This window comes from Gulosibacter sp. GYB002, from assembly GCF_036577665.1.
In the GTDB taxonomy this organism is placed as follows: domain Bacteria; phylum Actinomycetota; class Actinomycetes; order Actinomycetales; family Microbacteriaceae; genus Gulosibacter; species Gulosibacter hominis.
In genome coordinates this window covers 167599-193807 of record NZ_JARBDD010000014.1, presented here as the reverse complement: position 1 = coordinate 193807, position 26209 = coordinate 167599, and the positions used below count along the sequence as shown (strand labels likewise).

Annotated in this window: 24 protein-coding genes and 5 tRNA genes; 22 read left to right on the top strand and 7 right to left on the bottom strand. The window is 61.3% G+C overall.

Going from position 1 to position 26209, the window contains the following annotated elements; translation table 11 throughout:
- Positions 1-10 precede the first annotated feature (10 nt).
- A complete protein-coding gene (locus PV375_RS08915) occupies positions 11-934 on the bottom strand; it encodes a sulfurtransferase (protein WP_332106988.1) in 924 nt (307 codons plus the stop codon).
- A 244-nt stretch (positions 935-1178) separates the two neighbouring features.
- Between PV375_RS08915 and zapE the strand changes: the two genes are divergently transcribed.
- Both zapE and PV375_RS08905 read left to right on the top strand, forming a co-directional pair.
- Positions 1179-2198: a cell division protein ZapE gene (gene zapE / locus PV375_RS08910; RefSeq protein WP_332107110.1), complete on the top strand. Its 1020-nt coding sequence runs from the start codon at positions 1179-1181 to the stop codon at positions 2196-2198.
- Between the two features lie 204 nt (positions 2199-2402).
- Complete coding sequence (locus PV375_RS08905; RefSeq protein WP_201516884.1) at positions 2403-2756, top strand: hypothetical protein; 354 nt, start codon at positions 2403-2405, stop codon at positions 2754-2756.
- Positions 2757-2828: 72 nt separating this feature from the next.
- Here PV375_RS08905 and PV375_RS08900 read toward each other — a convergent pair.
- A tRNA-Val gene (locus PV375_RS08900) sits at positions 2829-2904 on the bottom strand.
- A 221-nt stretch (positions 2905-3125) separates the two neighbouring features.
- Here PV375_RS08900 and PV375_RS08895 point away from each other — a divergent pair.
- The 9 genes from PV375_RS08895 to pdxT all read left to right on the top strand — a co-directional run bounded on the left by PV375_RS08895 (position 3126) and on the right by pdxT (position 8467).
- A tRNA-Gly gene (locus PV375_RS08895) sits at positions 3126-3198 on the top strand.
- 49 nt (positions 3199-3247) lie between these two features.
- Positions 3248-3318, top strand: a tRNA-Cys gene (locus PV375_RS08890).
- A 5-nt stretch (positions 3319-3323) separates the two neighbouring features.
- A tRNA-Val gene (locus PV375_RS08885) sits at positions 3324-3395 on the top strand.
- Positions 3396-3420: 25 nt separating this feature from the next.
- Positions 3421-3496: transfer RNA gene (locus PV375_RS08880), tRNA-Gly, on the top strand.
- A gap of 109 nt (positions 3497-3605) precedes the next feature.
- Positions 3606-4013, top strand: coding sequence for a hypothetical protein (locus tag PV375_RS08875; RefSeq protein WP_332106987.1), 408 nt, complete (start codon positions 3606-3608; stop codon positions 4011-4013).
- Between the two features lie 239 nt (positions 4014-4252).
- Positions 4253-6172, top strand: a complete 1920-nt coding sequence (thrS, locus tag PV375_RS08870; protein ID WP_332107109.1) for a threonine--tRNA ligase — start codon at positions 4253-4255, stop codon at positions 6170-6172.
- A gap of 89 nt (positions 6173-6261) precedes the next feature.
- A complete protein-coding gene (locus PV375_RS08865; RefSeq protein ID WP_332107108.1) occupies positions 6262-6756 on the top strand; it encodes an HIT family protein in 495 nt (164 codons plus the stop codon).
- 122 nt (positions 6757-6878) lie between these two features.
- Positions 6879-7778 (top strand): pyridoxal 5'-phosphate synthase lyase subunit PdxS, encoded by a 900-nt coding sequence (gene pdxS / locus PV375_RS08860; protein ID WP_201516886.1) that lies wholly within the window; start codon positions 6879-6881, stop codon positions 7776-7778.
- Positions 7772-8467, top strand: a complete 696-nt coding sequence (gene pdxT / locus PV375_RS08855) for a pyridoxal 5'-phosphate synthase glutaminase subunit PdxT (protein ID WP_442903944.1) — start codon at positions 7772-7774, stop codon at positions 8465-8467. Before pdxS ends, pdxT begins: the two co-directional genes overlap by 7 nt.
- Here the strand turns inward: pdxT and PV375_RS08850 are convergent.
- Positions 8464-8586 carry a hypothetical protein gene (locus tag PV375_RS08850; RefSeq protein ID WP_332106985.1) on the bottom strand — a complete coding sequence of 41 codons (123 nt, stop codon included), beginning with the start codon at positions 8584-8586 and terminating at the stop codon, positions 8464-8466. The two genes, pdxT and PV375_RS08850, sit on opposite strands and share 4 nt — an antisense overlap.
- A gap of 129 nt (positions 8587-8715) precedes the next feature.
- Here PV375_RS08850 and PV375_RS08845 point away from each other — a divergent pair, with 129 nt between their 5' ends.
- Positions 8716-11631, top strand: coding sequence for a M14 family zinc carboxypeptidase (locus PV375_RS08845; protein WP_332106984.1), 2916 nt, complete (start codon positions 8716-8718; stop codon positions 11629-11631).
- A gap of 9 nt (positions 11632-11640) precedes the next feature.
- Here PV375_RS08845 and PV375_RS08840 read toward each other — a convergent pair whose 3' ends face one another.
- Positions 11641-11910 carry a hypothetical protein gene (locus PV375_RS08840; protein WP_332106983.1) on the bottom strand — a complete coding sequence of 90 codons (270 nt, stop codon included), beginning with the start codon at positions 11908-11910 and terminating at the stop codon, positions 11641-11643.
- Between the two features lie 284 nt (positions 11911-12194).
- Here PV375_RS08840 and PV375_RS08835 point away from each other — a divergent pair, with 284 nt between their 5' ends.
- The 9 genes from PV375_RS08835 to PV375_RS08795 all read left to right on the top strand — a co-directional run bounded on the left by PV375_RS08835 (position 12195) and on the right by PV375_RS08795 (position 22083).
- Positions 12195-13466, top strand: a complete 1272-nt coding sequence (locus PV375_RS08835; protein WP_332106982.1) for a M18 family aminopeptidase — start codon at positions 12195-12197, stop codon at positions 13464-13466.
- 44 nt (positions 13467-13510) lie between these two features.
- Positions 13511-14278, top strand: coding sequence for a YebC/PmpR family DNA-binding transcriptional regulator (locus PV375_RS08830; RefSeq protein ID WP_201516889.1), 768 nt, complete (start codon positions 13511-13513; stop codon positions 14276-14278).
- A 10-nt stretch (positions 14279-14288) separates the two neighbouring features.
- Positions 14289-14903 carry a crossover junction endodeoxyribonuclease RuvC gene (gene ruvC, locus PV375_RS08825; protein ID WP_332106981.1) on the top strand — a complete coding sequence of 205 codons (615 nt, stop codon included), beginning with the start codon at positions 14289-14291 and terminating at the stop codon, positions 14901-14903.
- A 4-nt stretch (positions 14904-14907) separates the two neighbouring features.
- Complete coding sequence (ruvA, locus tag PV375_RS08820; RefSeq protein WP_332106980.1) at positions 14908-15513, top strand: Holliday junction branch migration protein RuvA; 606 nt, start codon at positions 14908-14910, stop codon at positions 15511-15513.
- Positions 15513-16526: a Holliday junction branch migration DNA helicase RuvB gene (gene ruvB, locus PV375_RS08815; protein ID WP_230976003.1), complete on the top strand. Its 1014-nt coding sequence runs from the start codon at positions 15513-15515 to the stop codon at positions 16524-16526. Before ruvA ends, ruvB begins: the two co-directional genes overlap by 1 nt.
- Positions 16527-16611: 85 nt before the next feature.
- On the top strand, positions 16612-17034 hold the full coding sequence (yajC, locus tag PV375_RS08810) for a preprotein translocase subunit YajC (protein WP_332106979.1): 423 nt from the start codon (positions 16612-16614) through the stop codon (positions 17032-17034).
- A gap of 6 nt (positions 17035-17040) precedes the next feature.
- Positions 17041-18807, top strand: coding sequence for a protein translocase subunit SecD (gene secD / locus PV375_RS08805; RefSeq protein ID WP_332106978.1), 1767 nt, complete (start codon positions 17041-17043; stop codon positions 18805-18807).
- Positions 18807-19784, top strand: coding sequence for a protein translocase subunit SecF (gene secF / locus PV375_RS08800; RefSeq protein ID WP_332106977.1), 978 nt, complete (start codon positions 18807-18809; stop codon positions 19782-19784). Before secD ends, secF begins: the two co-directional genes overlap by 1 nt.
- 67 nt (positions 19785-19851) lie before the next feature.
- On the top strand, positions 19852-22083 hold the full coding sequence (locus tag PV375_RS08795; RefSeq protein ID WP_332106976.1) for a RelA/SpoT family protein: 2232 nt from the start codon (positions 19852-19854) through the stop codon (positions 22081-22083).
- Here the strand turns inward: PV375_RS08795 and PV375_RS08790 are convergent.
- The 3 genes from PV375_RS08790 to PV375_RS08780 all read right to left on the bottom strand — a co-directional run bounded on the left by PV375_RS08790 (position 22080) and on the right by PV375_RS08780 (position 24687).
- Positions 22080-22487: a hypothetical protein gene (locus tag PV375_RS08790; protein WP_332106975.1), complete on the bottom strand. Its 408-nt coding sequence runs from the start codon at positions 22485-22487 to the stop codon at positions 22080-22082. The genes PV375_RS08795 and PV375_RS08790 overlap by 4 nt on opposite strands.
- 74 nt (positions 22488-22561) lie before the next feature.
- Complete coding sequence (locus PV375_RS08785) at positions 22562-23791, bottom strand: DUF349 domain-containing protein (protein ID WP_332106974.1); 1230 nt, start codon at positions 23789-23791, stop codon at positions 22562-22564.
- A 167-nt stretch (positions 23792-23958) separates the two neighbouring features.
- The gene (locus PV375_RS08780) at positions 23959-24687 is read right to left on the bottom strand and encodes a peptidylprolyl isomerase (RefSeq protein WP_332106973.1); all 729 of its coding nucleotides are present in this window, start codon (positions 24685-24687) and stop codon (positions 23959-23961) included.
- A gap of 119 nt (positions 24688-24806) precedes the next feature.
- On the opposite strand from PV375_RS08780, the gene PV375_RS08775 reads away from it, so the two are divergent.
- Positions 24807-26147, top strand: coding sequence for a replication-associated recombination protein A (locus tag PV375_RS08775; protein ID WP_332106972.1), 1341 nt, complete (start codon positions 24807-24809; stop codon positions 26145-26147).
- Positions 26148-26209 lie beyond the last annotated feature (62 nt).

Sequence of the window (26209 nt, the reverse complement as noted above, 5' to 3'; positions counted from 1 at the left end):
GAGCGAACCGTTAGCGGGTGGGGGGCTCGCCCGGCTCGCTACCGCGCACGATCGGAGCGCCGACGAGCGAACCCCATTCGGTCCAAGATCCGTCGTAGTTGCGCACATCCGCCAACCCGAGCAGGAAGGTCAGCACGAACCAGGTGTGGCTCGAGCGCTCGCCGATTCGGCAGTAGGCGATCGCCTCGGCATCGTCGGGGGAGAGGCCGGCACCCGCAAAATAAATCTCCTCGAGCTCGGCGCGCGGTCGGAAGGTGGCGTCTTCGGCTGCCGCGCGCGACCAGGGCACACTCTGCGCGGTGGGAACGTGGCCGGCGCGCAGCGCGCCTTCCTGGGGGTAGTCGGGCATGTGGGTGCGTTCGCCGGTGTATTCCTCGGGGCTGCGCACGTCGATCAGGCGGCGTCCATCACGCAGGGCGGCGAACACATCATCACGGGTGGCACGAATCGGGGCATCGTTTCGCTCAACAACCGGGTAGTTGGTACGTTCACGTTCGGGGCGCTCGCGAGTGAGCTCGCGGCCCTCGGCAATCCACTTGTCGCGTCCGCCATCGACCAGGCGCACATCCTCGTGTCCGAACAGCGTGAATACCCACAGCGCGTATGCGGCCCACCAGTTCGAGCGGTCTCCGTAGATGATCACGGTGTCGTCGCGCGAAATGCCGCGCTGTGACATGAGTTCGGCAAAGCCTGCGCCATCGACATAGTCGCGCATCACCGCGTCGTTGAGGTCGGTATGCCAGTCGAGTTTCACTGCGCCGGGGATGTGGCCGGTTTCGTAAAGCAGTACATCCTCGTCGGATTCAACGAGCACAATTCCCGAGCCCACGGTCGCCACTTCGTCAAGGTGATCGGCGAGCCACTGCGTCGAAACCAACCGTTCGGGATGCGCGTACTCGGCAAACTTGGCACTGGTGTCGATGGGGGCAGCCATATGGGTCTCCTTGAAACGATTCGCGGTCGCGGTCAGATCGTGCGCGGGCGGCGGCTTTTGGTGAGCATCCAACGCCCGGTAATCGAGTATGGCAACGCTTCTTGGAAGTTTGTTATTCCCGCGGTTCGGGTGGTTGGTTGCTGACGGTAACCTGGAGAGGGTGCCGGTTGTGGCACCGAGCTGTCGTACACAAGTTCAGGAGCGTTACGTGGCCGAAGGCACTCTCGTGCATCTCGTTGATCGCATGCCCACCATGACCACCGAGCAGATGGTGCAGGCACTGGTGCCGCCGCCGCAGTTTGCAACGGCGAGCTTTGATAACTATCGCCCAGACGAAAGTTATCCCTCGCAGGCTGAGGCGGTGGAGATTTGCCGTGGTTTTGCCTCGACGATCGGTGGGGCGCAGACCGGGCGCGGGTTTTTTTCGCGCCTGCGTCCCCGCAAAGACGGGCCCGTTAAGGCCGGTGTGTACCTCGACGGCGGTTTTGGCGTCGGGAAGACGCACCTGCTGGCGGCAACCTGGCACGCTGCACGCGGCCGGAAGTACTTCGGCACCTTCATTGAATACACCTCGCTGGTGGGCGCGCTCGGCTACCAGAACGCGGTGAAAGCGCTCACGGGCACGAAGCTCATCGCGATTGATGAGTTCGAACTTGATGACCCCGGTGACACCATGGTGATGTCGAAGCTGCTTGGTGAGCTGGTTGACACCGGCACCCGGGTTGCCGCCACTTCGAACACGCCACCGAACGCGCTTGGCGAGGGTCGATTTGCGGCACAGGATTTTTTGCGTGAAATCACCAAGCTCGCGGATGTGTTCCGCACCGTGCGAATTGACGGCGTCGACTACCGGCGTCGTGCCGTTGAGGGGCGCGCGACGGTGACCGCGCCGGACGAACTCGAGCGTCGGACGGAAGCCCGCGTGGCTGCCGGGCAGGCCGTGGCGCGCGATGGCTTCCGTGACCTGATCGACCATCTGGCCAAGGTGCATCCCTCACGCTATGTGAAACTGATTGAGGGTATTGACGCGCTGGTGATCGACGACGTGAGTGAACTGACCGATCAATCGGAGGCCCTGCGATTTGTGGCCTTTATTGACCGCGTCTACGACGCCCAGATTCCAATCATTGCTTCGGGGGAGTCACTCGACGGTATTTTTGGCGGCGGGATGATTGACGGCGGCTATCGCAAAAAATACCTGCGTTCGGTTTCGCGGTTGATTGCCTCGACCGGCGCTGCTGCCGACTCGAACCCCGCCCAGTAGTCGCAGCTTTGGACCGCCGCATTCCAGTTTCTGGGATGCGGCGGTTTCTCATCCTCGCGATGGATGGTGGGTTACGACTTGCGAAGTAGTGCGAGGGGTTGGAACTCCCGCGATGCGCCTAATCACGTGGCGAATTGTCCTGATCGTTAACCTGCATCACTACGCTAGGCTCCCTACGTAATTCCCGATTAAGAGGAGATCTTCATGAAGCAGTGGCGCAAATTTGCGATTGTTCCCGCAGTTATTTCGGCACTGGCGCTAACTGCGTGTGCGGGCGCCGAACGCCCGTCGGTTGACGAAATCAAGCAGGCCTTCCACAAGTCGGCGGGTGACACCGCGGGGGCTGACCCCGAGCTGCTCGACAAGACTTTTGAGTGCATGGCTGAAAAAATTCACGCTTCCGAGCTGTCAGACCAGACGCTGAGCGACCTGGTCAAGGATGCTGAGGAAGGGAAGACTCAGACCGTCTACGACAGCGAAGAAGAGAAGGATCTCGCCGAGAAGGTTGTTATGGATGCAACCGAGCAGTGCATGTCTGAGACTATGGGCACGGAGTAGCCGTAGCTGCGTACGGTAGTTTCCGGTCGAAAGCATTTGAGGCGCTGGTAAAACCAGCGCCTCAAACTTTTTTGGTGGGCGATGCCGGACTCGAACCGACGGCCTCTTCCGTGTGAAGGAAGCGCGCTACCAGCTGCGCCAATCGCCCGTGGACAAGGAGCAATCTTGCCACACAATTGCGAGCGGGCGCAAATCGCCGTGCTGTGATAGACAAACGCTGCGGGGAAGTCGCTGTGCTGCGCAGATGCGCGTTGGGGTAGTGCGCAACTCGCCGCAAAAGCGGTGCGATTTGTGTTTCGCGCAAAAGTTGCGTTAGAGTCATCTACGCGCTGAACGACATCGCGGAAACAACATGTTGTGCAGGGCAGTGCGGATGTAGCGCAGTTGGTAGCGCATCACCTTGCCAAGGTGAGGGTCGCGAGTTCGAGTCTCGTCATCCGCTCGAGTGTGAAGTGAGGTAAAACTCACGAGCACGGGATTCAATCCCACACGGTGACGTGGCCGAGAGGCTAGGCAGCGGCCTGCAAAGCCGTTTACGCGGGTTCGAATCCCGCCGTCACCTCGCAAGGGCGATTGGCGCAGCGGTAGCGCGCTTCCCTGACACGGAAGAGGTCACTGGTTCGAACCCAGTATCGCCCACTGAAAACTCCCCGGAGTTTTCTACGCGGATGTAGCGCAGTTGGTAGCGCATCACCTTGCCAAGGTGAGGGTCGCGAGTTCGAGTCTCGTCATCCGCTCCACTTCGCCCCGGCCAGATAGGTGCCGGGGCTTTTTTGTTGGCCGCCATCGCACCCCCCGCGGGGCGGCCCCGTGTGTGCCGAGAGCAGCGCGACACGTAGGATCGAATGCATGAAGACTTCTCTGTGGCGGTTGGCTACACCGCTTGCGATTTCGGCAGTGGCGCTCACCGGATGCTCGCTCGTTGGCGGCGGTGATGATGAGGTCAAGCCCACGATCTCGGGTGAGGCAACCGAGTATCAAACGCTGGCTGAGCTCAAAGCCGCGTTCGTGGCAGCCGGAGGGGAGTGCGATGAGTGGGAAGCGGTCGACCCCGGTGAATATGACGCCGAAGCCGGCCGCTGCGGTGAATCAACCGTGCTGGCTGTGTATCGGAGCCCCGGCCAGATTCCCGAGGTGGTGGGGCGAGCTCAGCAGCTCGCCACCCCGACCCACCTGCTGGTGGGCGAGAACTGGGTGATCAATACTCCCAACCCCGAAAAGTTCGTCGAACAACTCGGTGGAACCACCGTGTACTAACCGCCAGTCGGTGATGTTCGCCGGATGGTGCCGAAGCGTCGGTGCGCACGACGTAGACTGATGGACTAGTCGGCGTGCTCCGGCCGTCACCCTGTATCCACTGATTAACCGTTGAGGAGAACCTCGTGTCAAACGACGTAATCGATCCTGCTGCCGCACCCTTCCGCGTCGAGGTGACCGAGACCACTGACGGCTTCGCACTATTTGCTGATGCCACCAAGCAGCCTCCGGTGGTGGCGATGCGCGTCAACGGTGAGCTGCGCGACCTGTTCCGGGAAGTTGAGCCCGGTGACGAGGTTGAAGCGGTGACGATCGACTCGCCGGACGGGCTGAACATTTTGCGGCACTCGACCGCGCACGTGATCGCTCAGGCGGTGCAAAAACTGCATCCGGACGCGAAGCTCGGCATTGGCCCGTTCATCGAGGACGGTTTCTACTACGACTTCGATGTGGCCGAGCCCTTCACCCCAGAGGACCTCAAAGCAATCACCAAAGAAGCCCAGCGCATCATCAAGCAGGGCCAGCGCTTCGCGCGCCGCGTGGTGAGCGACGAACAGGCCAAACAGGAACTCGCAAACGAGCCCTACAAGCTCGAGCTGGTCAATCTCAAAAGCAACGCCGGCTCGGCTGACAACGAAAACGTTGAGGTGGGGGCTGGCGAGCTCACCATCTACGACAATGTCGACCCGAAGACCGGCGAAACCTGCTGGTACGACCTGTGCCGCGGCCCGCATCTGCCATCGACCCGATACATCGGCAACGGTTTTGCGCTGTTGCGTAATGCGGGCGCCTACTGGCGCGGCAGCGAAAAAAACCCGATGCTGCAGCGCATCTACGGCACCGCTTGGCCGTCGAAAGAAGAGCTGCGTGCCTATCAGGCCCGTCTCGAAGAGGCCGCAAAACGCGACCATCGCCGGGTCGGTAAAGAGCTCGACCTGTTCTCGTTCCCTGACGAGATCGGCTCATCGCTCGCGGTGTTTCACCCGGCCGGCGGCATCATTCGGCTCGAGATGGAAGACCACTCGCGCCGCCGCCACATTGCCGAGGGCTACTCGTTCGTGAACACCCCGCACATCACCAAGGGGCACCTGTATGACGTTTCGGGGCACCTCGACTGGTATCGCGACGGTATGTTCCCACCGCTGCAGATCGACGAAGAGCGCGATGACGAGGGCAATATCGTCAAAAAGGGCCAGGAGTACTTCCTGAAGCCGATGAACTGCCCGATGCACAACCTCATCTATTCGGCACGTTCACGCAGCTACCGTGAGCTGCCGCTGCGACTGTTCGAGTTCGGAACGGTGTACCGCAATGAAAAGTCGGGTGTGCTGCATGGCCTCACCCGCACGCGCGGATTCACGCAGGATGACGCGCACATTTACTGCACCCGTGAACAGATGCGTGATGAGCTCGCAAAGACGCTGAACTTCGTGCTGTCGCTGCTGGAAGACTACGGCCTTGATGACTTTTATCTCGAGCTGTCGACGAAGGATCCCGAGAAGTTTGTTGGTGACGACGAAACCTGGGAAGAGGCCACCCGCACGCTCGCCGAGGTGGCAGCAGAATCTGGTCTGGAGCTCGTGCCAGATGAGGGGGGTGCCGCGTTCTATGGCCCCAAGATTTCGGTGCAGGCTCGTGACGCGATGGGTCGCACCTGGCAGATGTCGACCATCCAGCTCGACTTCAACCTGCCTGAGCGTTTCGATCTCGAGTACGCCGCCGCTGACGGCACCCGCCAGCGCCCGGTGATGATTCACCGAGCCCTATTTGGCGCGATTGAGCGTTTTTTTGGCGTGCTTGTGGAGCATTACGCCGGCGCGTTCCCGATGTGGCTTGCCCCCGACCAGGTGGTGGGCATCCCGGTGGCTGAGGAATACGCTGACTATCTCAACGAAATTGTTGCCCAGCTGCGCACGGAGGGCGTGCGGGCCTATGTTGACGATTCGGATGACCGGATGCCGAAAAAAATTCGCAACCACACCAAGGCCAAGGTGCCGGTCATGCTGATCGCGGGTGAAGATGACCGCTCGGCCGGCGCGGTTTCGTTCCGGTTCCGTGACGGTTCGCAGCGCAACGGTGTGCCGGTGGCCGAGGCGGTCGAGCTGATCGGCCGTGCGATTCGCGACCACCGCAACATCAATACCGAACAGGATCTGTAGTGGCTGGCGGATTCCTGGGCTTTCCTGAGGGCGAACTCGACGGTGTCGAGCTTCGTTCGGCGGGAGAGTTTGCCGGGGTGCCGGATGCAATGCAGCGCACCTGGGTGCCGCACCGGATGACGTACGTTACTTCGGGGGATGAGCGGCGTGAACCGGATGCCGAGTGCCCGTTCTGCGCGGTGCCGAAAAAAACTGATGCCGAGGGGCTCATCGTGGCTCGCGGTGAGTTCGCCTATGTGGTGATGAACCTGTATCCCTATAACTCGGGTCATTTGCTGGTGTGCCCCTACCGGCACATTCCCACCTACGATCTCGCCAACGACGATGAGGTGCTCGAAATAGCGCATCTCACGCAGCGGGCGATGCGAGTGCTTGAGCGAGTCTCAAATACGGCCGGCTGCAATATCGGTATGAATCAGGGCGAGGTCGCGGGTGCCGGGGTAGCAGGGCATCTGCATCAGCACATCGTGCCGCGCTGGTTTGGTGACTCAAACTTCTTGCCAATCATTGGTAAGACGAAGCCGGTGCCACAGCTGCTGGGGGACCTCCGGCAGCTGCTCGCAGACGCCTGGTTTGCAGACTGAGCGAGGGCACGGTGTACTGAGACTGGGCGCGGACACCAAGGTGATATACGTGCTTCGCTCAGCAATCCCAGATAATATGAACGGCATTCTCCATCGCTGTAGACAATCCAAGGAAGGAACTCATGTCTGAATCGACTTCCGCTGCCCGCGGTACCGACCGCGTCAAGCGCGGTCTGGCTGAAATGCTTAAGGGCGGCGTCATCATGGACGTCGTCACCCCCGAACAGGCTCGCATTGCCGAGGACGCCGGTGCCGTTGCGGTTATGGCGCTCGAACGCGTGCCGGCCGACATCCGCGCACAGGGCGGCGTGGCGCGCATGAGCGACCCCGACCTGATCGACTCGATCATCGCTGAGGTTTCGATCCCGGTGATGGCAAAGGCTCGTATCGGTCACTTCGTTGAAGCCCAGGTGCTGCAGCACCTCGGTGTCGACTACATCGACGAGTCAGAGGTGCTCAGCCCCGCCGACTACGTCAACCACATCGACAAGTGGCAGTACGACGTGCCGTTCGTGTGTGGTGCAACCAACCTCGGTGAGGCACTGCGCCGCATCAACGAGGGCGCCGCAATGATCCGCTCGAAGGGTGAAGCCGGTACCGGTGACGTTTCGGAGGCGATGAAGCACATCCGCCAGATCCGTGGCGAAATCCGCGCGCTGCAGGGCAAGAGCGAAGACGAGCTCTACGTCGCCGCCAAGGAACTGCAGGCACCCTACGACCTCGTGCGCGAGGTTGCCGAAACCGGTGAGCTGCCGGTGGTGCTGTTCGTTGCCGGCGGTATCGCCACCCCGGCCGACGCGGCCATGATGATGCAGCTTGGCGCCGATGGTGTGTTCGTTGGCTCGGGTATTTTCAAGTCGGGTAACCCCGAGGCTCGTGCTGCCGCTATCGTGCAGGCGACCACGTCGTTTGACGATGCCGGCAAGATCGCCGATGTTTCGCGCGGTCTTGGTGAGGCCATGGTTGGTATTAACGTGGCCGACCTGCCCGCTCCGCACAAGCTCGCTGAGCGCGGCTGGTGAGTCAAGCACCCGTAGGTATTCTCGCGCTCCAGGGGGCCGTGCGTGAGCATCAGCAGATGCTCGAAGCGCTCGGCCGCCCGGTGCGGCGAGTCCGCGAGCCCGGCGATCTCGTCGGGCTCGCGGGCCTGGTTTTGCCCGGCGGTGAGTCAACCGTGATGGACAAGCTCACCCGCCGTTACGGCGTTCGCGAACCCATCCGCACCGCGATTGCGGGTGGACTTCCGGTGTTCGGCACCTGTGCCGGGCTCATCATGCTGGCCGACCGCATCTCAGACGGAATCGATGGGCAGCTGACCCTCGGCGGCCTGGATGTGCTCGTGCGTCGTAACGCGTTCGGCTCACAGGTTGACTCGTTCGAGGCTGATTTGCAGGTTCCCGAACTCGGTGCGGAACCGTGCCGAGCTGTGTTTATTCGCGCACCCATTGTCGAATCGGTGGGGGAGCAGGTGCGCGTGCTCGCGAGCGTTGACGATCGAATCGTGGCGGTCGAACAGGGCAACCTCCTGGGTTTGTCGTTCCATCCCGAGCTCGCCTACGGCGATATCCGCGCTGCCGGTGGCCGTCGTCAGGCTGCTGCCGCCGGTGAGCGGCGCTGGCACGAATATTTTTTGCAGAAGGTGGATGCGGTCGGGCTCACCATTGCCGACGAGACCGGTAGGGTGACCGCACAGCAGCAGGCGGCCAACTAGCGCATTCGCGCGGCCAGTAGCCGTGCATCCAATAACGGCCAGCCGAGCCCGTGCATCCAGTAGCGGGCAACCGAGCCTGCTACCGCAATTGCCCCGTGAACCGACAATTTTTGGTTCACGGGGCAAACTGTTTTCCATCCCGTAACCGCCGGTTAACTCGCTTTGAATCGGTCGGCTACCATGTCGCCAGGCCCAATTGGATGCGGCAAAGGAGCCGCATCGCGATCGGTCTGGAAGGAAATGCAACGATGCAAATTCAAACCCAGCGGGGTTTGTCACGTGGTCGTCTCCTTGCCGCAGCAACCGCTTTGGCAATGACGACAACGCTGCTGGCAGGCTATCCGCTGACAACCCAGCACGCCGCCGCGGATGAACTGTCACCCCGCCCAATCACGCATGAACCCGCTGACTATGTGGCGCCGAGCTCGTATCCGCAGCAGCAACCGCTGCCGGTGCCCGAAGCCAGTGACGATGACGCCTCGATTGCCCGCGGCGTCATGCCGTACCACGAGATCGCGCCGGCCATCAACGAAGTGATGGCGGCCAGCGACCGGGTTTCGGCACAGGTCGTGGGGAACAGCGTTGAAGGGCGCGACATCTATCTCGTGACCGTGACCGCCCCCGAAAGCGAAACCGAAACCGCTCGGCAGGCCGAGCTGCGTGACCGCATCCGTGACGATGCGGCGTCGGTTACCGACGCCGAACTGGCCGAATACAAGGTGCCGGTGTGGGTTAACGCAAATATCCACGGTAACGAGTGGGAGGGCACCGATATTGCCCTCGATTCGATTCGAAAGCTGAGCACCGACACGAGTGAGCAAACCAACGAGCTGCTGGCGAACCACCGGTTTTATTTCACGGTGTCGCTGAACCCGGACGGTCGCCACAATGGCACCCGTCGCAATGCCGAAAACTACGACGCAAACCGCGACATGATCACCTCGGCAACGCCAGAATCGCGAGTGCTGCGCGATCTCGCTCCCGTAATTCAGCCGACTTTTTACATCGACCTGCACGGCTACACCCGAGTGCTACAGGTGGAACCAACCGGCCCACCCCACGGCGAAAACTACGAATACGATCTGTTCCTGCCGCACGCCTATGACATGGCACTGGCTGCCGAACAGGCCGTGGTCGAGGCCAATATTCCCGGCAACACCTACCTGGGAGAAGACGGCAAACCCACCGAGACAAACACCGGCAAAATTAAGATTCCCTACCGCGATATTCGCCAGGGTTGGGATGACTGGCCACCGATCTTTACGCCGCAGTACCTGACCTTCTACGGCGCGATCACCAATACTGTCGAGCTGCCGCACGGCCGCACCGACGACACCGAAACGAACCAGCGCAACTCCCGCATCAATATTGAGGTGGGTAATGTCGCCATGGACTCATTCATCGCCTACATCGGCGAAAAATCGGATGAGGTGCAGGCAAACCAGCTGGAGGTCTTCCGTCGCGGTAAAGCCGGTGAGGCCAAAGTCAATATTCCCGCCGATATCGACCCTGCCTCGGTTCCCGAACCGAACCAGTGGGCAGAAATCTGGGACGAAACCGACGTCTACACCACCGAGTTCCCGCGGGCATACGTGATCCCGCTCGGAGACACCCAGCGCTCCGAGACGAATGCCGGGTTGCTGGTCGAACAACTGCTGCACCACAACATCGAGGTGCGGCAGGCTCCCGGCGAGTTCACGCTCGGTGGCGTGACCTATCCTGCTGGCAGCTATGTCATTGACATGCACCAACCGCTGCGAGGGCTCGCGAACGCGCTGCTGGCTGATGGTCAGGACATCAGCCAGCGGGTACCCGAAATGTATGACATTTCGGCGTGGAGTCTGCCGCTGCTGTGGGGTGTCACGGTCGACCGCCACGGCACCAGTGGTGAAGCGCTCGAGTTGCCAGCAAGCGACACCGTGACCGCGGCTAGTGCCGTGACGAATAGCTCGGTGGCTGAAGCCGCCGCCGGCGACTATCTCGAGCTCATCCCCACCGGGCCCATCGAATACCAGGCGGTTAATGCACTGCTGGCTGCGGGCATCCCGGTTTCGGTGCTCGATGACGGACGCTTCATCATTGGTACCGATGCCGCGACCGCCGATACCGTGCAGCAAATTGTCGACCGCTATGGAGTGCGTTTTTCGGGCACTGATGGTCGGGCCCTGTGCGAGGCAAACCGTGGTTACGCCCAGCCGCGGATCGGTTATGTGGGCGCACCCGAAGAGCGATTTGCCTTCGAACAGCTCGGATTCACCGATCTCACCGAGGTGTCGGTAGCAGCCCTCGAAGACGGCAGCGTCACCCTCGACAGCATTGATGTGCTTTGGATCGGTGACACCGCCAGGTTCAAGATCGAGGCCGGCACCAACGCCGAACAGCAGCTGCGTGCCTATTTGGATGCGGGTAAGGGCATCGCCGGTGAAGGTGAAACGGTTGCCACTATCGCCACTCAGTTTGGTGTTGCCGAAATTACCGCGGCCTCTGGGCCGGATACCTCTAATGGTATTGTGCGGGTGAGCGATGCAGCGGATGCGCCGCTACTGGATGACTCACTGCAGACCGCTTTCGTCTATCCAGCCACCTGGTACGAGAACCTTGGTAGCAATGTGCGGGTAGAGCAGCGCTATGCCGAATCGGAAACCTTCGTTTCGGGACACTGGGGTGCGAGCGATGGCGGCGCCGTACAGGACGCGGCCGGTAAACCCTCGGTGGTGACCGTTAACGCCGATTCGGATGGACCGCGCATGGTGCTGATCGGGCACACGGTCAACTTCCGTAACCACCCGATTGGCAGCTACCTGTGGATCGGTCGCACCATCGAGTGGTTGGCACCGGCGGGTACTGCAGCCACGGCTCCCGATTGCGGCGAACCGCAGCCGACCGGCACCGCGAGCCCGACCGAGGCGCCGAGTAAACCCACCGCAGCTCCGACCGGTCCGGGCGAGACAGCCATGCCGACCGGCACCGCCGGAGAAACTGCTATTCCCGCCGGCACCCCGACCGCGGATGGTCGACAGGAATCTGACGCAGGGGCGCTGGCCACTACCGGTGCTGAGGTGTCGATGCTGCCCTTTGGCACGATGATTGTCATCTTCACCGTGCTCGGGGCCGCGCTACTGCTGCGCGAACGCAACCGTCGTCGAATTGACGCCGACTCGTAGCGACACGAGCTAACGCGAGGGGCGGATGCATTTTGCTGCATCCGCCCCTTGTGCTGCGCCCTTTGTGCTGCGCCCCCAGCTGACGAATTTTGTTTCCTGGCCTCGGATTTTTGTTTCCTGGCCTCGGATTTTTGTTTCTTGGCCTCGGAATTTTGTTTCCTGTTTTTTGTTTTTCGGCTGCATTGTGTCGAGTTTTGGTCTGAAATGGCGCGAATCCGGCTGATTTGCATCCAGGAAACAAAATTCATCAACCGGATGCATCCAGGAAACAAATTTCATCAACTGGGATGCAGTCAGGAAACAAATCTCTTCAACCGGATGCAGTCAGGAAACAAATTTCATCAACCGGGATGCAGTCAGGAAACAAAAATCTGCAGGGCGGGTGCGGGCGGATGCGGGGCTGGTGCAGGGCGGGTGCGGGCGGATGCGGGGCTGGTGCGGGGCAGGTGCAGGGCTGATGCAGGGATCCTGGCGGGCGCCAAGCGCGCGGCGGCTGGGGCGGGGGTGGGCGACAGTTCCGCTTCTACACGGTTCTCGCGGCGGGCGGCGCTAGAGTGACGGGTATGTCTGAGCTGTCACACCAGGAAGTTTTTTCGGATTTTTCGGATCTTGTTGTCGCCTCACCCACCTCGTACCACGCTGCCGAAAGCGTTGCGGCGCGGCTCGAAGCGGCTGGCTTTACCCGGCTCGGTGACACTGACGATTGGGCCGGTGCGGCACCAAACGGTCGCGTTGTCGTACGGGATGGTGCGGTGATCGCGTGGCGCACCCCCGAACAGGTGGCAAACACCACCCCCTTCCGCGTCGTGGTGGCACACACCGACTCACCCGGATTCCGGCTCAAGCCCGTACCAAGCACCGAGCGGGCGGGATGGTGCTCGCTCAACGCCGAAATTTACGGTGGTCCGCTCACGAACTCGTGGCTAGACCGCGATCTTCGGCTTGCCGGCCGCCTGGTGCTTACTGATGGCAGCACCACGCTGGTGACAACCGAACCGGTGGCGCGCATCCCGCAACTTGCCATTCATCTCGACCGGCGTGTGAACGCCGACGGGCTCAAACTTGACCAGCAGCAGCACACCCACGCGGTGCTCGGACTGGCCGAGGGGACCGAACCGCTACAGCTACTGGCCAAGAGCGCAGGTGTTGCGGTCGATGACATCCGCGGCTTTGACATCTTTTTTGTCGACTCGCAAGCACCGGCGCGCCTTGGCACCCGTGGCGAGCTGATCGCATCCGGCCGGATGGACAATCTCGCCAGCGTGTGGGCCGGCACCCGCGCGCTCATCGACAGCCAGCCCACGGACGGTATTTCGGTGCTCGCCGCATTCGATCACGAAGAGGTTGGTTCGTCCACCCGCACCGGAGCCGCCGGCCCGCTGCTTGGCGAACTGTTTGAACGCATCCAGCCCGATGCCACCGCACATGAGCGCGGCGTATCCCGCGCTGCCAGCTGGGTGGTTTCGAGCGATGTTGGGCACGCGGTGCATCCCAACTATCCCGAGCGCCACGATGATGCGGTGCGTCCCATCGCCGGACGCGGCCCGATCATCAAGGTGAACGCCGATCAGCGCTATGTCACCGACGGCGCCGGGGAGGCGCTGTGGCGCCAGTGCTCGGAAGCCGCGGGAGTTGAGGTGCAGTGGTTCGTTTCAAATAACACCATGCCGTGCGGTTCAACAGTGGGGCCGTTTATTGCCACCCGCTTCGGTATTCGCACGGTGGATGTGGGCATCCCGATTTTGTCGATGCACTCGGTGCGTGAGCTTGCCGTGCTCGAAGATCTTGACGGGCTCGGTCGCGTTCTCGGCAGCTTCATGGTGAGCGCACAGTAAACTGAACCGTTGACTCTACGAATCTCAACCGGATCGGAAGGAATATGGCCGGACACTCCAAATGGGCGACCACCAAGCACAAGAAGGCCGCTATTGACGCCAAACGTGCCAAGTCGTTCGCGAAGCTGATTAAGGGCATCGAAGTCGCTTCAAAGATGGGGGGTCCCGACCCAGCCGGTAACCCGACGCTCGCCGACGCCATCCAGAAGGCAAAAAAGATGTCGGTGCCCAACGACAATATTGACCGCGCGGTCAAGCGTGGCGCGGGGCTCACGGGCGAGTCGATTAGCTACGACAGCATCATGTACGAGGCTTATGCGGCCGGTGGTGTGGCCATGCTCATCGAATGCCTCACCGACAACAAAAACCGGGCCGCGGCCGAGACCCGGCTGGCAGTCACCCGCGCGGGTGGCACCATGGCCGACCCGGGTTCGGTGTCGTTCAATTTTGAGCGCAAGGGCGTTATCGCCGTCGCGAAGCAGGACGGTAAGCCCGACGAAGACTCGCTGCTTGAAGCCGGTCTCGAAGCCGGTCTCGAAGAGGTTATTGACCACGGCGAGACTTTTGAGCTGCGCACCGAAGCCAGCGACATGGTGGCCGTGCGTACCGCGCTGCAAGAGGCGGGTATCGACTACGAGTCGGCGGATGCTGAATTCGTGGCAAATGTCACCGTGCCTGTCGACCTTGAAACCGCCAAGAAGGTCATCGGCGTTATCGACTCGGTAGAAGACCTCGACGACGTGCAAAACGTGTTCACGAATATGGAAATTCCCGAAGACGTGCAGGCACAGCTCGACGCAGAAGACGAATAATTGCGTCGAGATGACACGCAGAATCCTCGGCATCGACCCCGGCCTCACCAGGTGCGGGGTCGGTGTCATTGATGTCGCTGCAGCGCGGCGCTGTGAGTTGGTGCACGTGGATGTGGTGCGTACCGATGTTGATAGTGACCTGGCTAAACGCTTGCAGGTGATCGGGGATGCGGTCGAGACACTGCTCGACAAATACCAGCCCGACACCGTCTCAATCGAGCGTGTTTTTGCCGAAACCCGCAACCTCAACACCGTGATGGGCGTGGCCCAGATCACCGGAATCGTGCTGCGTGAGGCCGCCGCTCGAGACATCGCCACCGAATTGCGCACACCGAGCGAGGTAAAAGCTGCGGTGAGCGGTTATGGCCGCGCCGACAAGGCCCAGGTGCAGGAGATGGTGCGGCGCATCCTGCGGCTTAAATCCGCACCCAAACCGGCGGATGCGGCCGACGCGCTGGCACTTGCCATCTGCGCCGCCTACCAATCGCCGATTGCAAAAATTGCGCCACAATCGCGCAACCACGGATCGGTCGACGCTGCCGTACAGCGCGCCAGCACCCCGGCCCAGGAAGCGTGGCTCGCCGCCGAGGCAGCTGCCAAACGTCCGCGGCGCCGCCTAGGCTAGCGTCGTGATTGCCCAGCTTTCCGGTTCTATCGTTCAAATCGGCGCCGCCTCGGCCGTCCTCGATGTGCAGGGCGTCGGCTATCGCGTGCTCATCACCGCCGCACACGCCCTACAATTGCGCACCGGCGAGCACACAACTATCGTCACCGAGCTTGTGGTGCGTGATGACGCCCTGCTGCTGTACGGGTTCAGAAATGTATCCGAGCGCGAAGTGTTTGGCCTGCTCACCTCGGTATCTGGAGTGGGCCCCAAATCGGCGATGGCGGTGCTCGGGCAGCTGACACCGGCCGAACTTGCCGAAGCCGTCGCCAACGACAACGAGCGCGCCTTCAAAACCGTGCCCGGCGTGGGCCCAAAAACCGCCAAACTCATCCTGCTGCAGCTGAAAGGCAAACTCGCGGCAGCTCAGCCGGCAGCCACCGAAGCGGTCACAAGCCCGGCCACGAGCGTGGTCGCCGACGATGTGATCGAGGCGCTGGTGGCCCTCGGCACCCAGCAAAAACAGGCGGCAGCTGCGGTAGCGGCGGTGCTCGAGCGCGATGCCGATGATGCTCGCGATGTGCAGTCGTTGCTGCGCGCCGCACTGCAAGAATTGGGAGGTCGGCGGTAATGGCTGCTGACGACTACGACCGGATGCTGCCGGAAGAACTCCAGTCGGCTGCCGAGCTCGAGTTTGAATCATCGCTTCGGCCGCGCACCCTCGACGAATTTGTCGGGCAGCAAAAAGTGCGCACGCAGCTCGATCTGCTGCTGCGTGCCGCGAAACTCGACGGCCGGGCACCCGACCACATCCTGCTCGCCGGCCCGCCCGGGCTTGGTAAGACCACACTGGCGATGATTGTTGCCGAAGAAACCGGCAACGCGCTGCGCCTCACCTCGGGGCCGGCCCTGCAGAACGCGGGAGACCTTGCCGCGGTGCTTTCGAGCATGGTTGAAGGCGAAGTGCTGTTCATCGACGAGATTCACCGGATGGCGCGCACCGCCGAAGAGATGCTGTATCTCGCCATGGAAGATTTTCGTATCGACATCATGGTGGGTAAGGGCGCCGGTGCCCAATCGGTGCCGCTCGAGCTGCCGCGGTTTACGGTCGTCGGTGCCACCACCCGCGCCGGGCTGCTGCCTGCGCCGCTACGTGACCGATTCGGTTTTACCGCGCATCTTGAGTTTTACGATGATGCTGAGCTCGAGCGGGTGCTGCACCGCACCGCGAATTTACTTGCCGTGGATGCGGCTCCCGACTCACTCGCGGAAATTGGTCGCCGCTCGCGCGGCACCCCGCGTATCGCAAACCGGCTTTTTCGGCGCGTCCGCGACTGGGCACTCGTGCACAACACCGACGTGGATGTGGCTGCGGCGCGCGCGGCGCTTGAGCTCTACGATGTGGATGCGCGGGGCCTTGATCGACTCGACCGAGAAGTGTTGCGGGCGCTCATCCAGCGTTTCGGCGGTGGCCCGGTGGGGGTGCGCACCCTGGCCGTAACGGTGGGTGAAGAAGCCGATACGGTCGAATCGGTGGTCGAGCCGTTCCTTGTGCGTACCGGTCTGATTGCGCGCACACAGCGGGGCAGAATTGCCACCCCCGCCGCCTATGAGCATCTCGGCGTCCAGATGCCTGACCTATAATCGGTTCGTTTGCCGTACTGAGCAATAGCACTGAGTAATAAAACCTGACCGACTCAGCCAAACCTGGGAGCCTATTTTGGACATTATGCTTTTTCTGCCCCTCATTCTCCTCGTGCTCATGATGGTGTTCATGTGGCGCTCGAACAAGAAGAACCAGGAACGGCAGCAGCAGCTGCGTGCCCAGCTGGCACCGGGTGTTGAGGTGATGACCCAGAGCGGTATCTACGGCACCGTGATTGAAATCGACCACGATCTCAACACCGCCATCATTGAGACCACGCCCGGCACCAACCTCAGGGTGCACTCGGCAACTATCGTCAACGTTGTCAGCCCCGATGTGGTCGTACCCGACGACGCCAGCTCGCTGACCGATGACACCGCTATTGCCGATGATGCAGCGCCTCGCACCGACGCGACGGATGCACCGGCTAATCCGCTTGCAGACGAGGCCGATGCGTCGGACATTGACAGCGACGACGACACTAATAACGAACAGCCGAAGGCTTAGCTGCGCGTGGCTGGGAAAAATCGGACATCGGCTGCCACCCGAGCAGCACGTAATTCGCTTATCTGGTTGACCCTCATTGTGGTCGCGCTGACCACCCTGAACTGGGTGGCGGTGACCTGGCAACAGGGCAGCTGGGCGCCGAAACTCGCTCTCGACCTCGAGGGCGGCACGCAGGTTGTGCTGGAGGCCAAGCTTGCTGAGGGGCAGGCAGCACCATCAGCAGACCAGATGGCGCAGGCGGTGTCGATTATTCGCCAGCGAGTTGACGCCGCGGGTGTTTCCGAAGCTGAAATCACCACGCAGGGCGGTCGCAACGTGGTGGTGTCGGTTCCCGGTGAGATGACCGACGAAACCCGCCGCCGCATCGAGTCGAGCGCGAAGCTCGAGTTCCGTCCGGTGCTGCTATCGACCGAGGCCGCCAATGTGCAGGCGCTCAGCCCGGAAGATCTCGGCGTTGATCCCAACAAGCCCGAGCCCGAGCCTGAACCTACCGACGCCAGCGATAAGTCGCAGATCACCAGTGAACGACTGATCGAATTTGCGGGCTTTGACTGTGCTGCTGAGCTGACCAAGTCGGCGCAGATTGCCGACCCGAAAAAACCGCTCGTCACCTGCAACACCGACGGCACCGAAAAATATTTGCTTGGCCCCGTCGAAATCGAAGGCTCCTCAATTCGTGATGCGTCCAGCGGGATGGGAACGAACTCGCAGGGTGTTGCCACCGGTCAGTGGGTGGTCAATCTCGAGTTCGATGCCGCCGGCACCAAACAGTTCCGCGAAGTAACCAGCCGGCTCAACGGTTATCTCACTCAGCCCGATCCCGAAACCGGACAGGTCGACGTCAACCGCGGTCGCTTTGCGGTGACAATGGATAACCGAGTGATCACCGCGCCAACTTCTGAGGCCGTGATTACCGACGGTAAGTCGCAGATCAGCGGCTCGTTCACCGAAGCATCGGCAAAAGAGCTGGCTGACCAGCTCAAGTTCGGCGCACTGCCGTTCAGCTTTGAAACCAAGTCGAGCCAGACAATTTCGGCAACACTCGGTAGCTGGCAGCTGCAGGCCGGCCTGATTGCCGGCGCCATCGGGTTGACACTGGTGGTGGTCTACTCGCTCGTGCAGTACCGGGCCCTGGGGTTTGTCACGGTTGCCTCACTGGCGCTATTGGCGGTTTTGACCTACCTCGTGGTGACGCTGCTGTCGAGCCAAGAGGGGTATCGGCTCTCGCTGGCCGGTGTGGCCGGTTTGATCGTCGCGATCGGCATCACCGCCGACTCGTTCATCGTTTATTTTGAGCGCATTAAGGATGAAATCCGCGAGGGGCGTACCCTCGCAGCCGCTGTGGAACACGGCTGGAGTCGCGCGATTCGCACGATCCTCGCTTCGGATGCGGTGAACTTCCTGGTTGCTGGCGTGCTGTTTGTCGTCGCTGTGGGCAATGTGCGCGGCTTCGCCATCACGCTCGGTATCACCACGCTCATCGACCTTTTGGTGGTGTCGCTGTTCACGCATCCGCTGATGCAATTGCTGGCATCCACACGCTTTTTCGGTGGTGGTCATCCGATGTCGGGTCTCGATCCGCGAGCTCTGGGAGCCGTCTACCGCGGCCGCGGCGAATTCGCACCGCGCGACCGTAAGGACGTGAAGGCGCTGTCAAAACGTAATAAGGCCGCCAGCGGTGAGGCACAGCGCCGACAGACCCTGGCTGAACGCCGGGCGGCGGAGGCGCAGGCCGCTTCCGAAACCACAGCCGCGACGACGGGGGAGAAGTAGTGAGTTTCCAGCAATTCGGTAACGATCTCTACACCGGAGCGCGGTCGATCAACTTCATCGGCAAGCGCCGTATCGCGTTTAGCATTGCCGCAATCATGATTGTGCTTTCGGTGCTGGTGCCCCTGGTGCGCGGCGGATTCAACCTCGGTATCGAGTTCACCGGTGGCTCGGAATTTCAGGTCACCCACCCGGCCTCCACCGATCAGACACTGGCCACCGACGTGGTTGCGAAAGTGTCTGACACTCCGGCCCGGGTGCAGGAGCTTGGCGATGGTTCGATGCGCGTGCAAACCGATCAACTCTCGTCCGAAGCCAACTCGAAGGTGCGTGCCGAACTGGCGGCGGCCTACCAGGTCGAAACCAGCGATGTCGCGGTTTCAACGATCGGTCCCTCGTGGGGTGCCGATATCACCCGTCAGATGCTCATCGGTGTGGCCATTTTTTTGGTGATCGCTTCGGCATTCATGGCGTTCTACTTCCGCACCTGGAAGATGTCGCTGGCGGCAATACTCGCGCTCATGCACGACCTCGTTGTGACCGCCGGAATTTACACCCTCACCGGCGTAGAGATCACCCCGGCAGCAGTGATCGGATTCCTGACGATTCTCGGGTACTCGCTTTATGACACGGTGGTGGTGTTCGACAAAATTCGCGAAAACACCTCGCCACTGGATGGCACGAGTGGTCGCACATTCGTTGACTCAGTGAACCTCGCGATCAACCAAACCCTGGTGCGTTCAATTAACACCTCGGTGGTGGCGCTGCTACCGGTGGCGGGCATCTTGTTTATCGGGTCGTTCCTGATGGGTGCAGGTACCCTGCGCGATATTTCACTGGCGCTGTTCATCGGCATGATCGTGGGCGCGCTCTCAACGATTTTCTTGGCCGGTCCGCTGTATGCCCGGTTGCGGATGGGCGAGGCCAAGGTGCGCGAGCACGACAAGGCGGTTGAGTCGGCTGTGGCGAGCGTAGAATAGTCCGCTACGCGAGCGGTCACCGCAATCGGAATTGCGTTCCACAGCTCGCTCAGTTAAAGGAGGGCACGTGTCGGACGCGGGAGCGAATTCACGGCGTGGCCTGGTAGCGCGCATATTCAGCAAACCGGTCGCCTATCAGGAGATTGAACCGCTGGTGCGCACGCTCCGGCGGCAAGACCCGAAAGCGGACATTCCGCTGGTGTACCGTGCCTATCAGGTGGCCCGGCGTCAGCACGAGGGCCAGTTTCGACAGTCGGGTGAACCGTACATCACCCACCCGGTCGCCGTCGCCAATATTCTTGCTGAGCTCGGTGTGGGCGCGGTGACGGTGGCTGCCGCCCTGCTGCACGACACTGTGGAAGACACCGATTATTCGCTCGATCAGCTCACCGACGAATTCGGTGAAGAGATCGCCATGCTGGTTGATGGTGTCACCAAACTCGACAAGGTGACCTACGGCGATTCAGCCCAGGCCGAGACCGTGCGCAAAATGGTTATTGCGATGTCGAAAGACATTCGTGTGCTGGTGATCAAACTCGCCGACCGGCTGCACAATGCGCGCACCTGGCGATACATGCCGCCTGAAAAAGCGAAGAAAAAAGCTACCGAAACGCTCGAAATCTATGCCCCGCTGGCGCACCGCATGGGTATTCAAACCATGAAAAATGAGCTGGAAGATCTTTCGTTTGCGGTACTGCATCCAAAGATCTATCAGGAAATCAGCCGGCTGGTAGAAGACCGACAGCCACGGCGCGAAAAATACCTGTCAAAGGTGATGGCGCAGGTGCGTGCCGATCTTCGTGAAAATCGTATTCGCGGGGATATTGTGGGGCGCCCGAAAGAGCTGTATTCGATCTACCAAAAAATGGTGCGACGCGGACATGATTTCGATGAGATCTACGACCTTGTCGCGCTGCGCATCATCGTTGATACTGTGCGCGATTGCTATGCCGCGCTGGGCGCAATTCACGCGCGCTGGACGCCGATGCCGGGCCGGTTTAAGGACTATATCGCGACACCGAAGTTCAATCTCTACCAATCGCTGCACACGACGGTGATCGGCCCGGATGGTAAGCCGGTAGAAATTCAAATCCGCACCCAAGAAATGCATCTTCGGGCCGAATACGGTGTGGCCGCGCACTGGATGTATAAGCAACAGGTGACCGGCGGTAAAAACGTTGCGCGCGAAACCAGTGATCTTGCCTGGCTGAAACGCATTAATGATTGGCAGCAAGAAACCAGCGACTCAGAGGAGTTTCTCGACTCACTGCGCTTCGAGATTGGCAGTAACGACGTCTACGTGTTTACGCCGCAAGGCAAGGTCATCGGGCTGCCACAAAAGGCCACGCCGGTGGATTTTGCCTATGCGATCCACACTGATGTCGGTCATCGCACGATGGGGGCCAAGGTGAATTCCCGCCTGGTGCCGCTTGATACCAGGCTCGTGAATGGTGACACCGTCGAAATATTTACCTCTAAAAACCCAGACGCGGGCCCGAAACAAGACTGGCTGAAGTTTGTGGCCTCGCCGCGGGCACGGAATAAAATTCGGCAGTGGTTTTCGAAGGAGCGTCGCGACGAAGCCATCGAGCAGGGGCGCGAACAGCTGGCAAAGGCGATGCGCCGCGCTGGTATTCCAATGTCACAGGATATGGTGCAGGAAGCAATTGCCACGGTTGCCTCGCGATTGACCTACCAGGACGTATCGGGGCTCTACGCCGCGATCGGCGACAATCATGTTTCGAGTCACAATGTCATCGAAAAGCTGCGGGCCGAACTCCATACCGAATCGGATACTGCGACGTCGATATCGGAGATTGTTCCCGAGACTGGTGTGCGGCCACGGATCACCAGCGAATCGGGCGTCTTGGTGCGTGGCGCACCAGATATTCTCGTGAAAGTCGCGAAATGCTGCACGCCCGTGCCGGGGGATGAAATCGTCGGTTTTGTGACCCGTGGCCAGGGTGTTTCGGTGCATCGTTCCGATTGCAATAATGTGGCGACGCTCGAAGAATCACGCAAAATCGATGTTGAGTGGGCACCCAATTCGGATGCGCTCTTCCTCGTGAATATTCAGGTGGAAGCGCTCGACCGCGCGGGTTTGTTGAACGACATCACCCAGGTGCTTTCTGAGCACCACGTGAATATTCTTTCGGCGTCGCTTCACACGACAAAGTCGCGGGTGGCGGTATCGAAATTCACTTTTCAGATGGGCGACACCACGCATCTCGATCGTCTGTTGGCGGCGGTGCGGCGCATCGAGGGTATCTACGACGTCTACCGAGTGCGCAACAACTAGTTTCGATCGGTGAGTTGCGGAGCATTCGGCATCCACAGCTCGACCCCACCGACCTGCAGCCGATCTTTGACGGGGATTCGTCGGTTGAGCCAGCGCACCCGCTCTACCGGCGGCAGTCTGCGGGTGCTGTTGCGGGCAATCACAATTTGTTCGGGCGGTGTGCCGCCGCGGACGATCCATCGAGCGGTCGCCTCAATGAATACGCGTCCCGGCCGCCACAGCGGCAGCAGGCTGGCCGCACGGTCGACGGCGGTGGGGACCGTACCGATCGGTAAATAAAATTCGTAGCCGGCGATTCCGTGACGTTGGATATCGCCGTCACGCCGCATACTTTCTAGCTCGATAGTCGAAAACCCGCGCAGCGAGGGATGCACGTGTGGGCCGGCAATGGAATGGTCGATCATGGGATGATCCTGGTCAAAAAACGACTCACCCGCCCGGGTTTTCCACAGGCGGGTGAGTCGCTAGGGGCTACAAACTAGCCGATTGCGCGCAGCCACTGGCGACGCGCCTCGAGGGCTTCTTCAGCTTCCTTGATCTTGCGGTCATTGCCGCTCGCCTTGGCCGCTTCAAGCTCTTGTTCGAGCTTGGCGATCGCGTCCTGCAGCTGTGAGGTCATACCCGATTGGCGGGCCTCTTTTTCGGGGTCGGTGCGGTCCCAGTGGTCGTCATCGAGCTTGCGCACGTGCTGTTCGACCTTGCGCAGTCGGTCCTCGATCTCTTTGAAACGGTCTCGTGGCACGCGACCAATTTCATCCCACTTGGTCTGGACGGCAGTGAGCCGCTTGCGGGCCTCGTGGCGGTCGGTGAGCTCGAGAATGGGCTCGGCTTCACTGAGCAGTGCGAGCTTGGATTCGAGGTTGGCGGAGAACTCGGCGTTGTCGCGCGCCTCAATTTCGTGCTTGGCTGCGAAGAGCACATCACCGGCGGCCTTGAATTCGGCCCACAGCGCGTCATCGTGCTTACGGCCGGCACGGCCGACCGACTTCCACTGGTCAAGCAGGCGACGGTATTCGGGGATGCCGCCGGCGCCCTTGGGTGCGAGGGCTTCAGCTTCGGCGATGATGCGGCGCTTCGCGTCACGAGCCTGCTTGTGCTGGGCGTCGAGGGCGGCAAAAAATTTGCGACGCTCCGAGTCGAGGTGAGTGCGGGCGGCTCGGAATCGTTTCCAGAGCGCGTTGGCCTCACCCTTGGGGATGCGCGGACCCTCCTTTTGGTGCTGCTGCCACCGGGCAAACAGCTCATCAACCTGCGCCGAGGTGCGCTTCCACTGGATGCTCGCCGGAGGCTGGGCGGCGAGCTGTTCGATTTCAGCGACGATCGACTCGCGGTGGGCAATAGCCTCGGCAAGTTCTTGCTGCTGCTGTTCGTGCTGCTGTTCGCTGAGCTTGTCGAGGTCGGCGCTGATCTCGTTCAAGCGGGTGCGCAGGCTCTCGAGGTCGCCAACAGCATTGGGAGCGACCAGCTGTTCCTGCAGGGCTTTTGCACCCTTGACGATGTCACCGGGGTTGGCTCCGGAGCGCACTCGCTGCTCAAGCAATTGCAGTTGCCCGGCCAGATCATCGTATTTCCGGGTGAAGTAGGCGAGTGCTTCTTCCGGGGTCCCGTCGGGATATTGGCCCACCTGGCGTTCTTCACCACCATCGGTGACATAGACAGTGCCGTCGGCTTCAACGCGGCCGAAAGGGTGCTGGGGGAGTTCGGACATGACGTATTCCTCAGTTGCTCGTCGAGCTGACGCTCGTCGGTGGCGTGCGAAACACTTCGCACGGGCGTATCCACCGCATGTTAGATGATTTCGGCGAACGGTTACTGCGGGCAATCTCGAATCGTTGTTGACGTTTGATACGGCGCGGCCCGCAACCAGCGTCGGGGCTACTGCAATTCGATACCGGTGATGGTCACCGGCTGGGCCGGGGGACCGTCGGTCGGGGATGCGACTCCCTGCTCGACGCCGCTGTCAATGATCTTGGTTTGCAGCTGATCCATACCGCCGGTCACTCGGCCAAACACCGTGTAACCGGGGGCAGGCAGGGGAGAGTCTTCATACACGATAAAAAACTGGCTGCCCATTGAATCGGGTGCCTGGGCACGGGCCATCGCAATTGTGCCGGTGCGGTAGATGCCATCCTCGGGCACATTTTCGAGGGGGCCGAACTGGTAGCCGGGGCCGCCGCTTCCGGTGCCGGTGGGGTCACCACACTGCAGCACGTAAATTCCCTCGGTGGTGAGCCGGTGACAGGGGGTGTTGTCGTAGAAGTGTGACTGGCTGAGGGCAATGAAATTAGCAGCCGCCTGGGGTGCAGTGTCACCGGTGATTTCGATCTCGAGGGTGACATCGTGGTTGAGGGTCAGCGTGCCAGTCCAGGTGCGGTTTTCGGCGAGCGCGGGGTCGGGGGCGCCGACGATGGCGGGGTCGGTGGGCTTCAACGCGGTAAACAGCCATTGCGCGGCAACCGCGAGCACGACAGCTGCGATAAGCAGCCCCAGTCCGATACGTCCGTCGCGGCGCTTGCGGTCGAGCTGGATATCTTCGACCACCTGGCGGGCTTCCTGCTCGCGCTGGTGCCGACCCGTTGCGCGCTGCTTGGCTGGTTCGCTCAATTTTCCTCCGCATCCTGTGCGCCCAAAAGCACACGGTAATCCGCCGGCGAGTCTACATTTGCCGAGCTAAAAGGGGCCATAACCGACCGGTTGTGTTGCGGGGCCTACCATGGCAGGTGATGACTACGCAGGACACTCCGGGCTTTTCACTCGCTGGTGGCGGCGGGAATGCGGCCCCGCTGGCGGCTCGGATGCGGCCGCGCTCGCTTGATGAGGTGGTGGGGCAGCGGCATCTGCTGCGTTCGGGATCGCCGCTACGCCGGCTCGCTGATGCCAGCGCCGCTGAGGCGGCTGGAACCTCGGTAATTTTGTGGGGGCCACCCGGAACCGGTAAAACCACGATCGCCCAGGCGCTGGCCAGCACCGGCAGTCGCCGATTCGTGCAGCTTTCGGCAATTTCGGCCGGCGTGAAGGATGTGCGCACGGTGATGGACGAGGCGATGCGGCATCGTGATTTTTACTGTGAGGGCACGGTGCTCTTCCTTGATGAGATCCATCGATTCACCAAGGCCCAGCAGGATGCGCTGCTGCCGGGAGTTGAGCAGGGGTGGGTGACGCTCGTGGCTGCAACCACCGAAAACCCATCATTTTCGGTGATTGCGCCGCTTTTGAGCCGGTCACTATTGCTGACGCTGCGCAGCCTCGATGACGACGATCTTGGTGAGCTCATTGATCGAGCCGTTGCCGCACCGCAGGGGCTCGGCGGGGATCTCACCATCAGCGAGTCGGCCCGATCGGCGATCATCCGATTGGCTTCGGGGGATGCGCGCCGGGCGTTGACAACACTCGAGGCGGCGGCTGAGACGGCGCGGGCGCAGGGGCACAGTGAATTGAGCGATGCCGATGTTGAGTCAGCCTCCGACCAGGCGCTGCTGCGTTATGACCAAAACGGCGATGAGCACTATGACGTGATCAGCGCGTTTATTAAGTCGGTGCGCGGGTCTGATCCGGATGCGGCGCTGCACTATTTGGCGCGGATGATCGTGGCGGGTGAAGATCCGCGGTTTATAGCGCGCCGGCTGATGATTCTTGCTGCCGAAGACATTGGGCTTGCCGACCCTCAGGGTCTGGTGGTAGCCGAAGCGGCTGCGGCCACTGTGCAGCTAATCGGGATGCCCGAGGGGCGCATCCCACTGGCTGAAGCGACGGTATACCTCGCGACCGCACCGAAATCGAACGCCGCATATTTGGCAATTGATGCGGCGATCGCCGAGGTAAAGCGTGGCGGTATCGGGCGAGTGCCGCCGCATCTGCGCGATGCACACTACCCGGGTGCGAAGGCGCTGGGGCACGGCAAAGGCTACCGGTATCCGCACGACACTGAATTTGGTGTGCTGGCGCAGCAGTACCTACCAGATCCGCTGGTGGGGCGGGAATACTATTCGCCCACCGATCACGGCTATGAACGCGAGCTCAGCGATCGGCTGGCAAAACTGCGGCGCATCACTCGCGGCGGTTAGGGCTGGTCAGTTGCACGCTGCTCGGCCTGCGATGCAGGCGGCCAGTTCACGTGCTGGAAGGG

Bases quoted from the DNA above. Each gene is read 5' to 3' on its own strand.
- PV375_RS08915 (WP_332106988.1), bottom strand. From the start codon at position 934: ATGGCTGCCCCCATCGACACCAGTGCCAAGTTTGCCGAGTACGCGCAT.
- zapE (WP_332107110.1), top strand. From the start codon at position 1,179: ATGCCCACCATGACCACCGAGCAGATGGTGCAGGCACTGGTGCCGCCG.
- PV375_RS08905 (WP_201516884.1), top strand. From the start codon at position 2,403: ATGAAGCAGTGGCGCAAATTTGCGATTGTTCCCGCAGTTATTTCGGCA.
- PV375_RS08875 (WP_332106987.1), top strand. From the start codon at position 3,606: ATGAAGACTTCTCTGTGGCGGTTGGCTACACCGCTTGCGATTTCGGCA.
- thrS (WP_332107109.1), top strand. From the start codon at position 4,253: ATGCGCGTCAACGGTGAGCTGCGCGACCTGTTCCGGGAAGTTGAGCCC.
- PV375_RS08865 (WP_332107108.1), top strand. From the start codon at position 6,262: ATGCAGCGCACCTGGGTGCCGCACCGGATGACGTACGTTACTTCGGGG.
- pdxS (WP_201516886.1), top strand. From the start codon at position 6,879: ATGTCTGAATCGACTTCCGCTGCCCGCGGTACCGACCGCGTCAAGCGC.
- PV375_RS08845 (WP_332106984.1), top strand. From the start codon at position 8,716: ATGCAAATTCAAACCCAGCGGGGTTTGTCACGTGGTCGTCTCCTTGCC.
- PV375_RS08840 (WP_332106983.1), bottom strand. From the start codon at position 11,910: ATGAAATTTGTTTCCTGGATGCATCCGGTTGATGAATTTTGTTTCCTG.
- PV375_RS08835 (WP_332106982.1), top strand. From the start codon at position 12,195: ATGTCTGAGCTGTCACACCAGGAAGTTTTTTCGGATTTTTCGGATCTT.
- PV375_RS08830 (WP_201516889.1), top strand. From the start codon at position 13,511: ATGGCCGGACACTCCAAATGGGCGACCACCAAGCACAAGAAGGCCGCT.
- ruvC (WP_332106981.1), top strand. From the start codon at position 14,289: ATGACACGCAGAATCCTCGGCATCGACCCCGGCCTCACCAGGTGCGGG.
- ruvB (WP_230976003.1), top strand. From the start codon at position 15,513: ATGGCTGCTGACGACTACGACCGGATGCTGCCGGAAGAACTCCAGTCG.
- yajC (WP_332106979.1), top strand. From the start codon at position 16,612: ATGCTTTTTCTGCCCCTCATTCTCCTCGTGCTCATGATGGTGTTCATG.
- PV375_RS08790 (WP_332106975.1), bottom strand. From the start codon at position 22,487: ATGATCGACCATTCCATTGCCGGCCCACACGTGCATCCCTCGCTGCGC.
- PV375_RS08785 (WP_332106974.1), bottom strand. From the start codon at position 23,791: ATGTCCGAACTCCCCCAGCACCCTTTCGGCCGCGTTGAAGCCGACGGC.
- PV375_RS08775 (WP_332106972.1), top strand. From the start codon at position 24,807: ATGACTACGCAGGACACTCCGGGCTTTTCACTCGCTGGTGGCGGCGGG.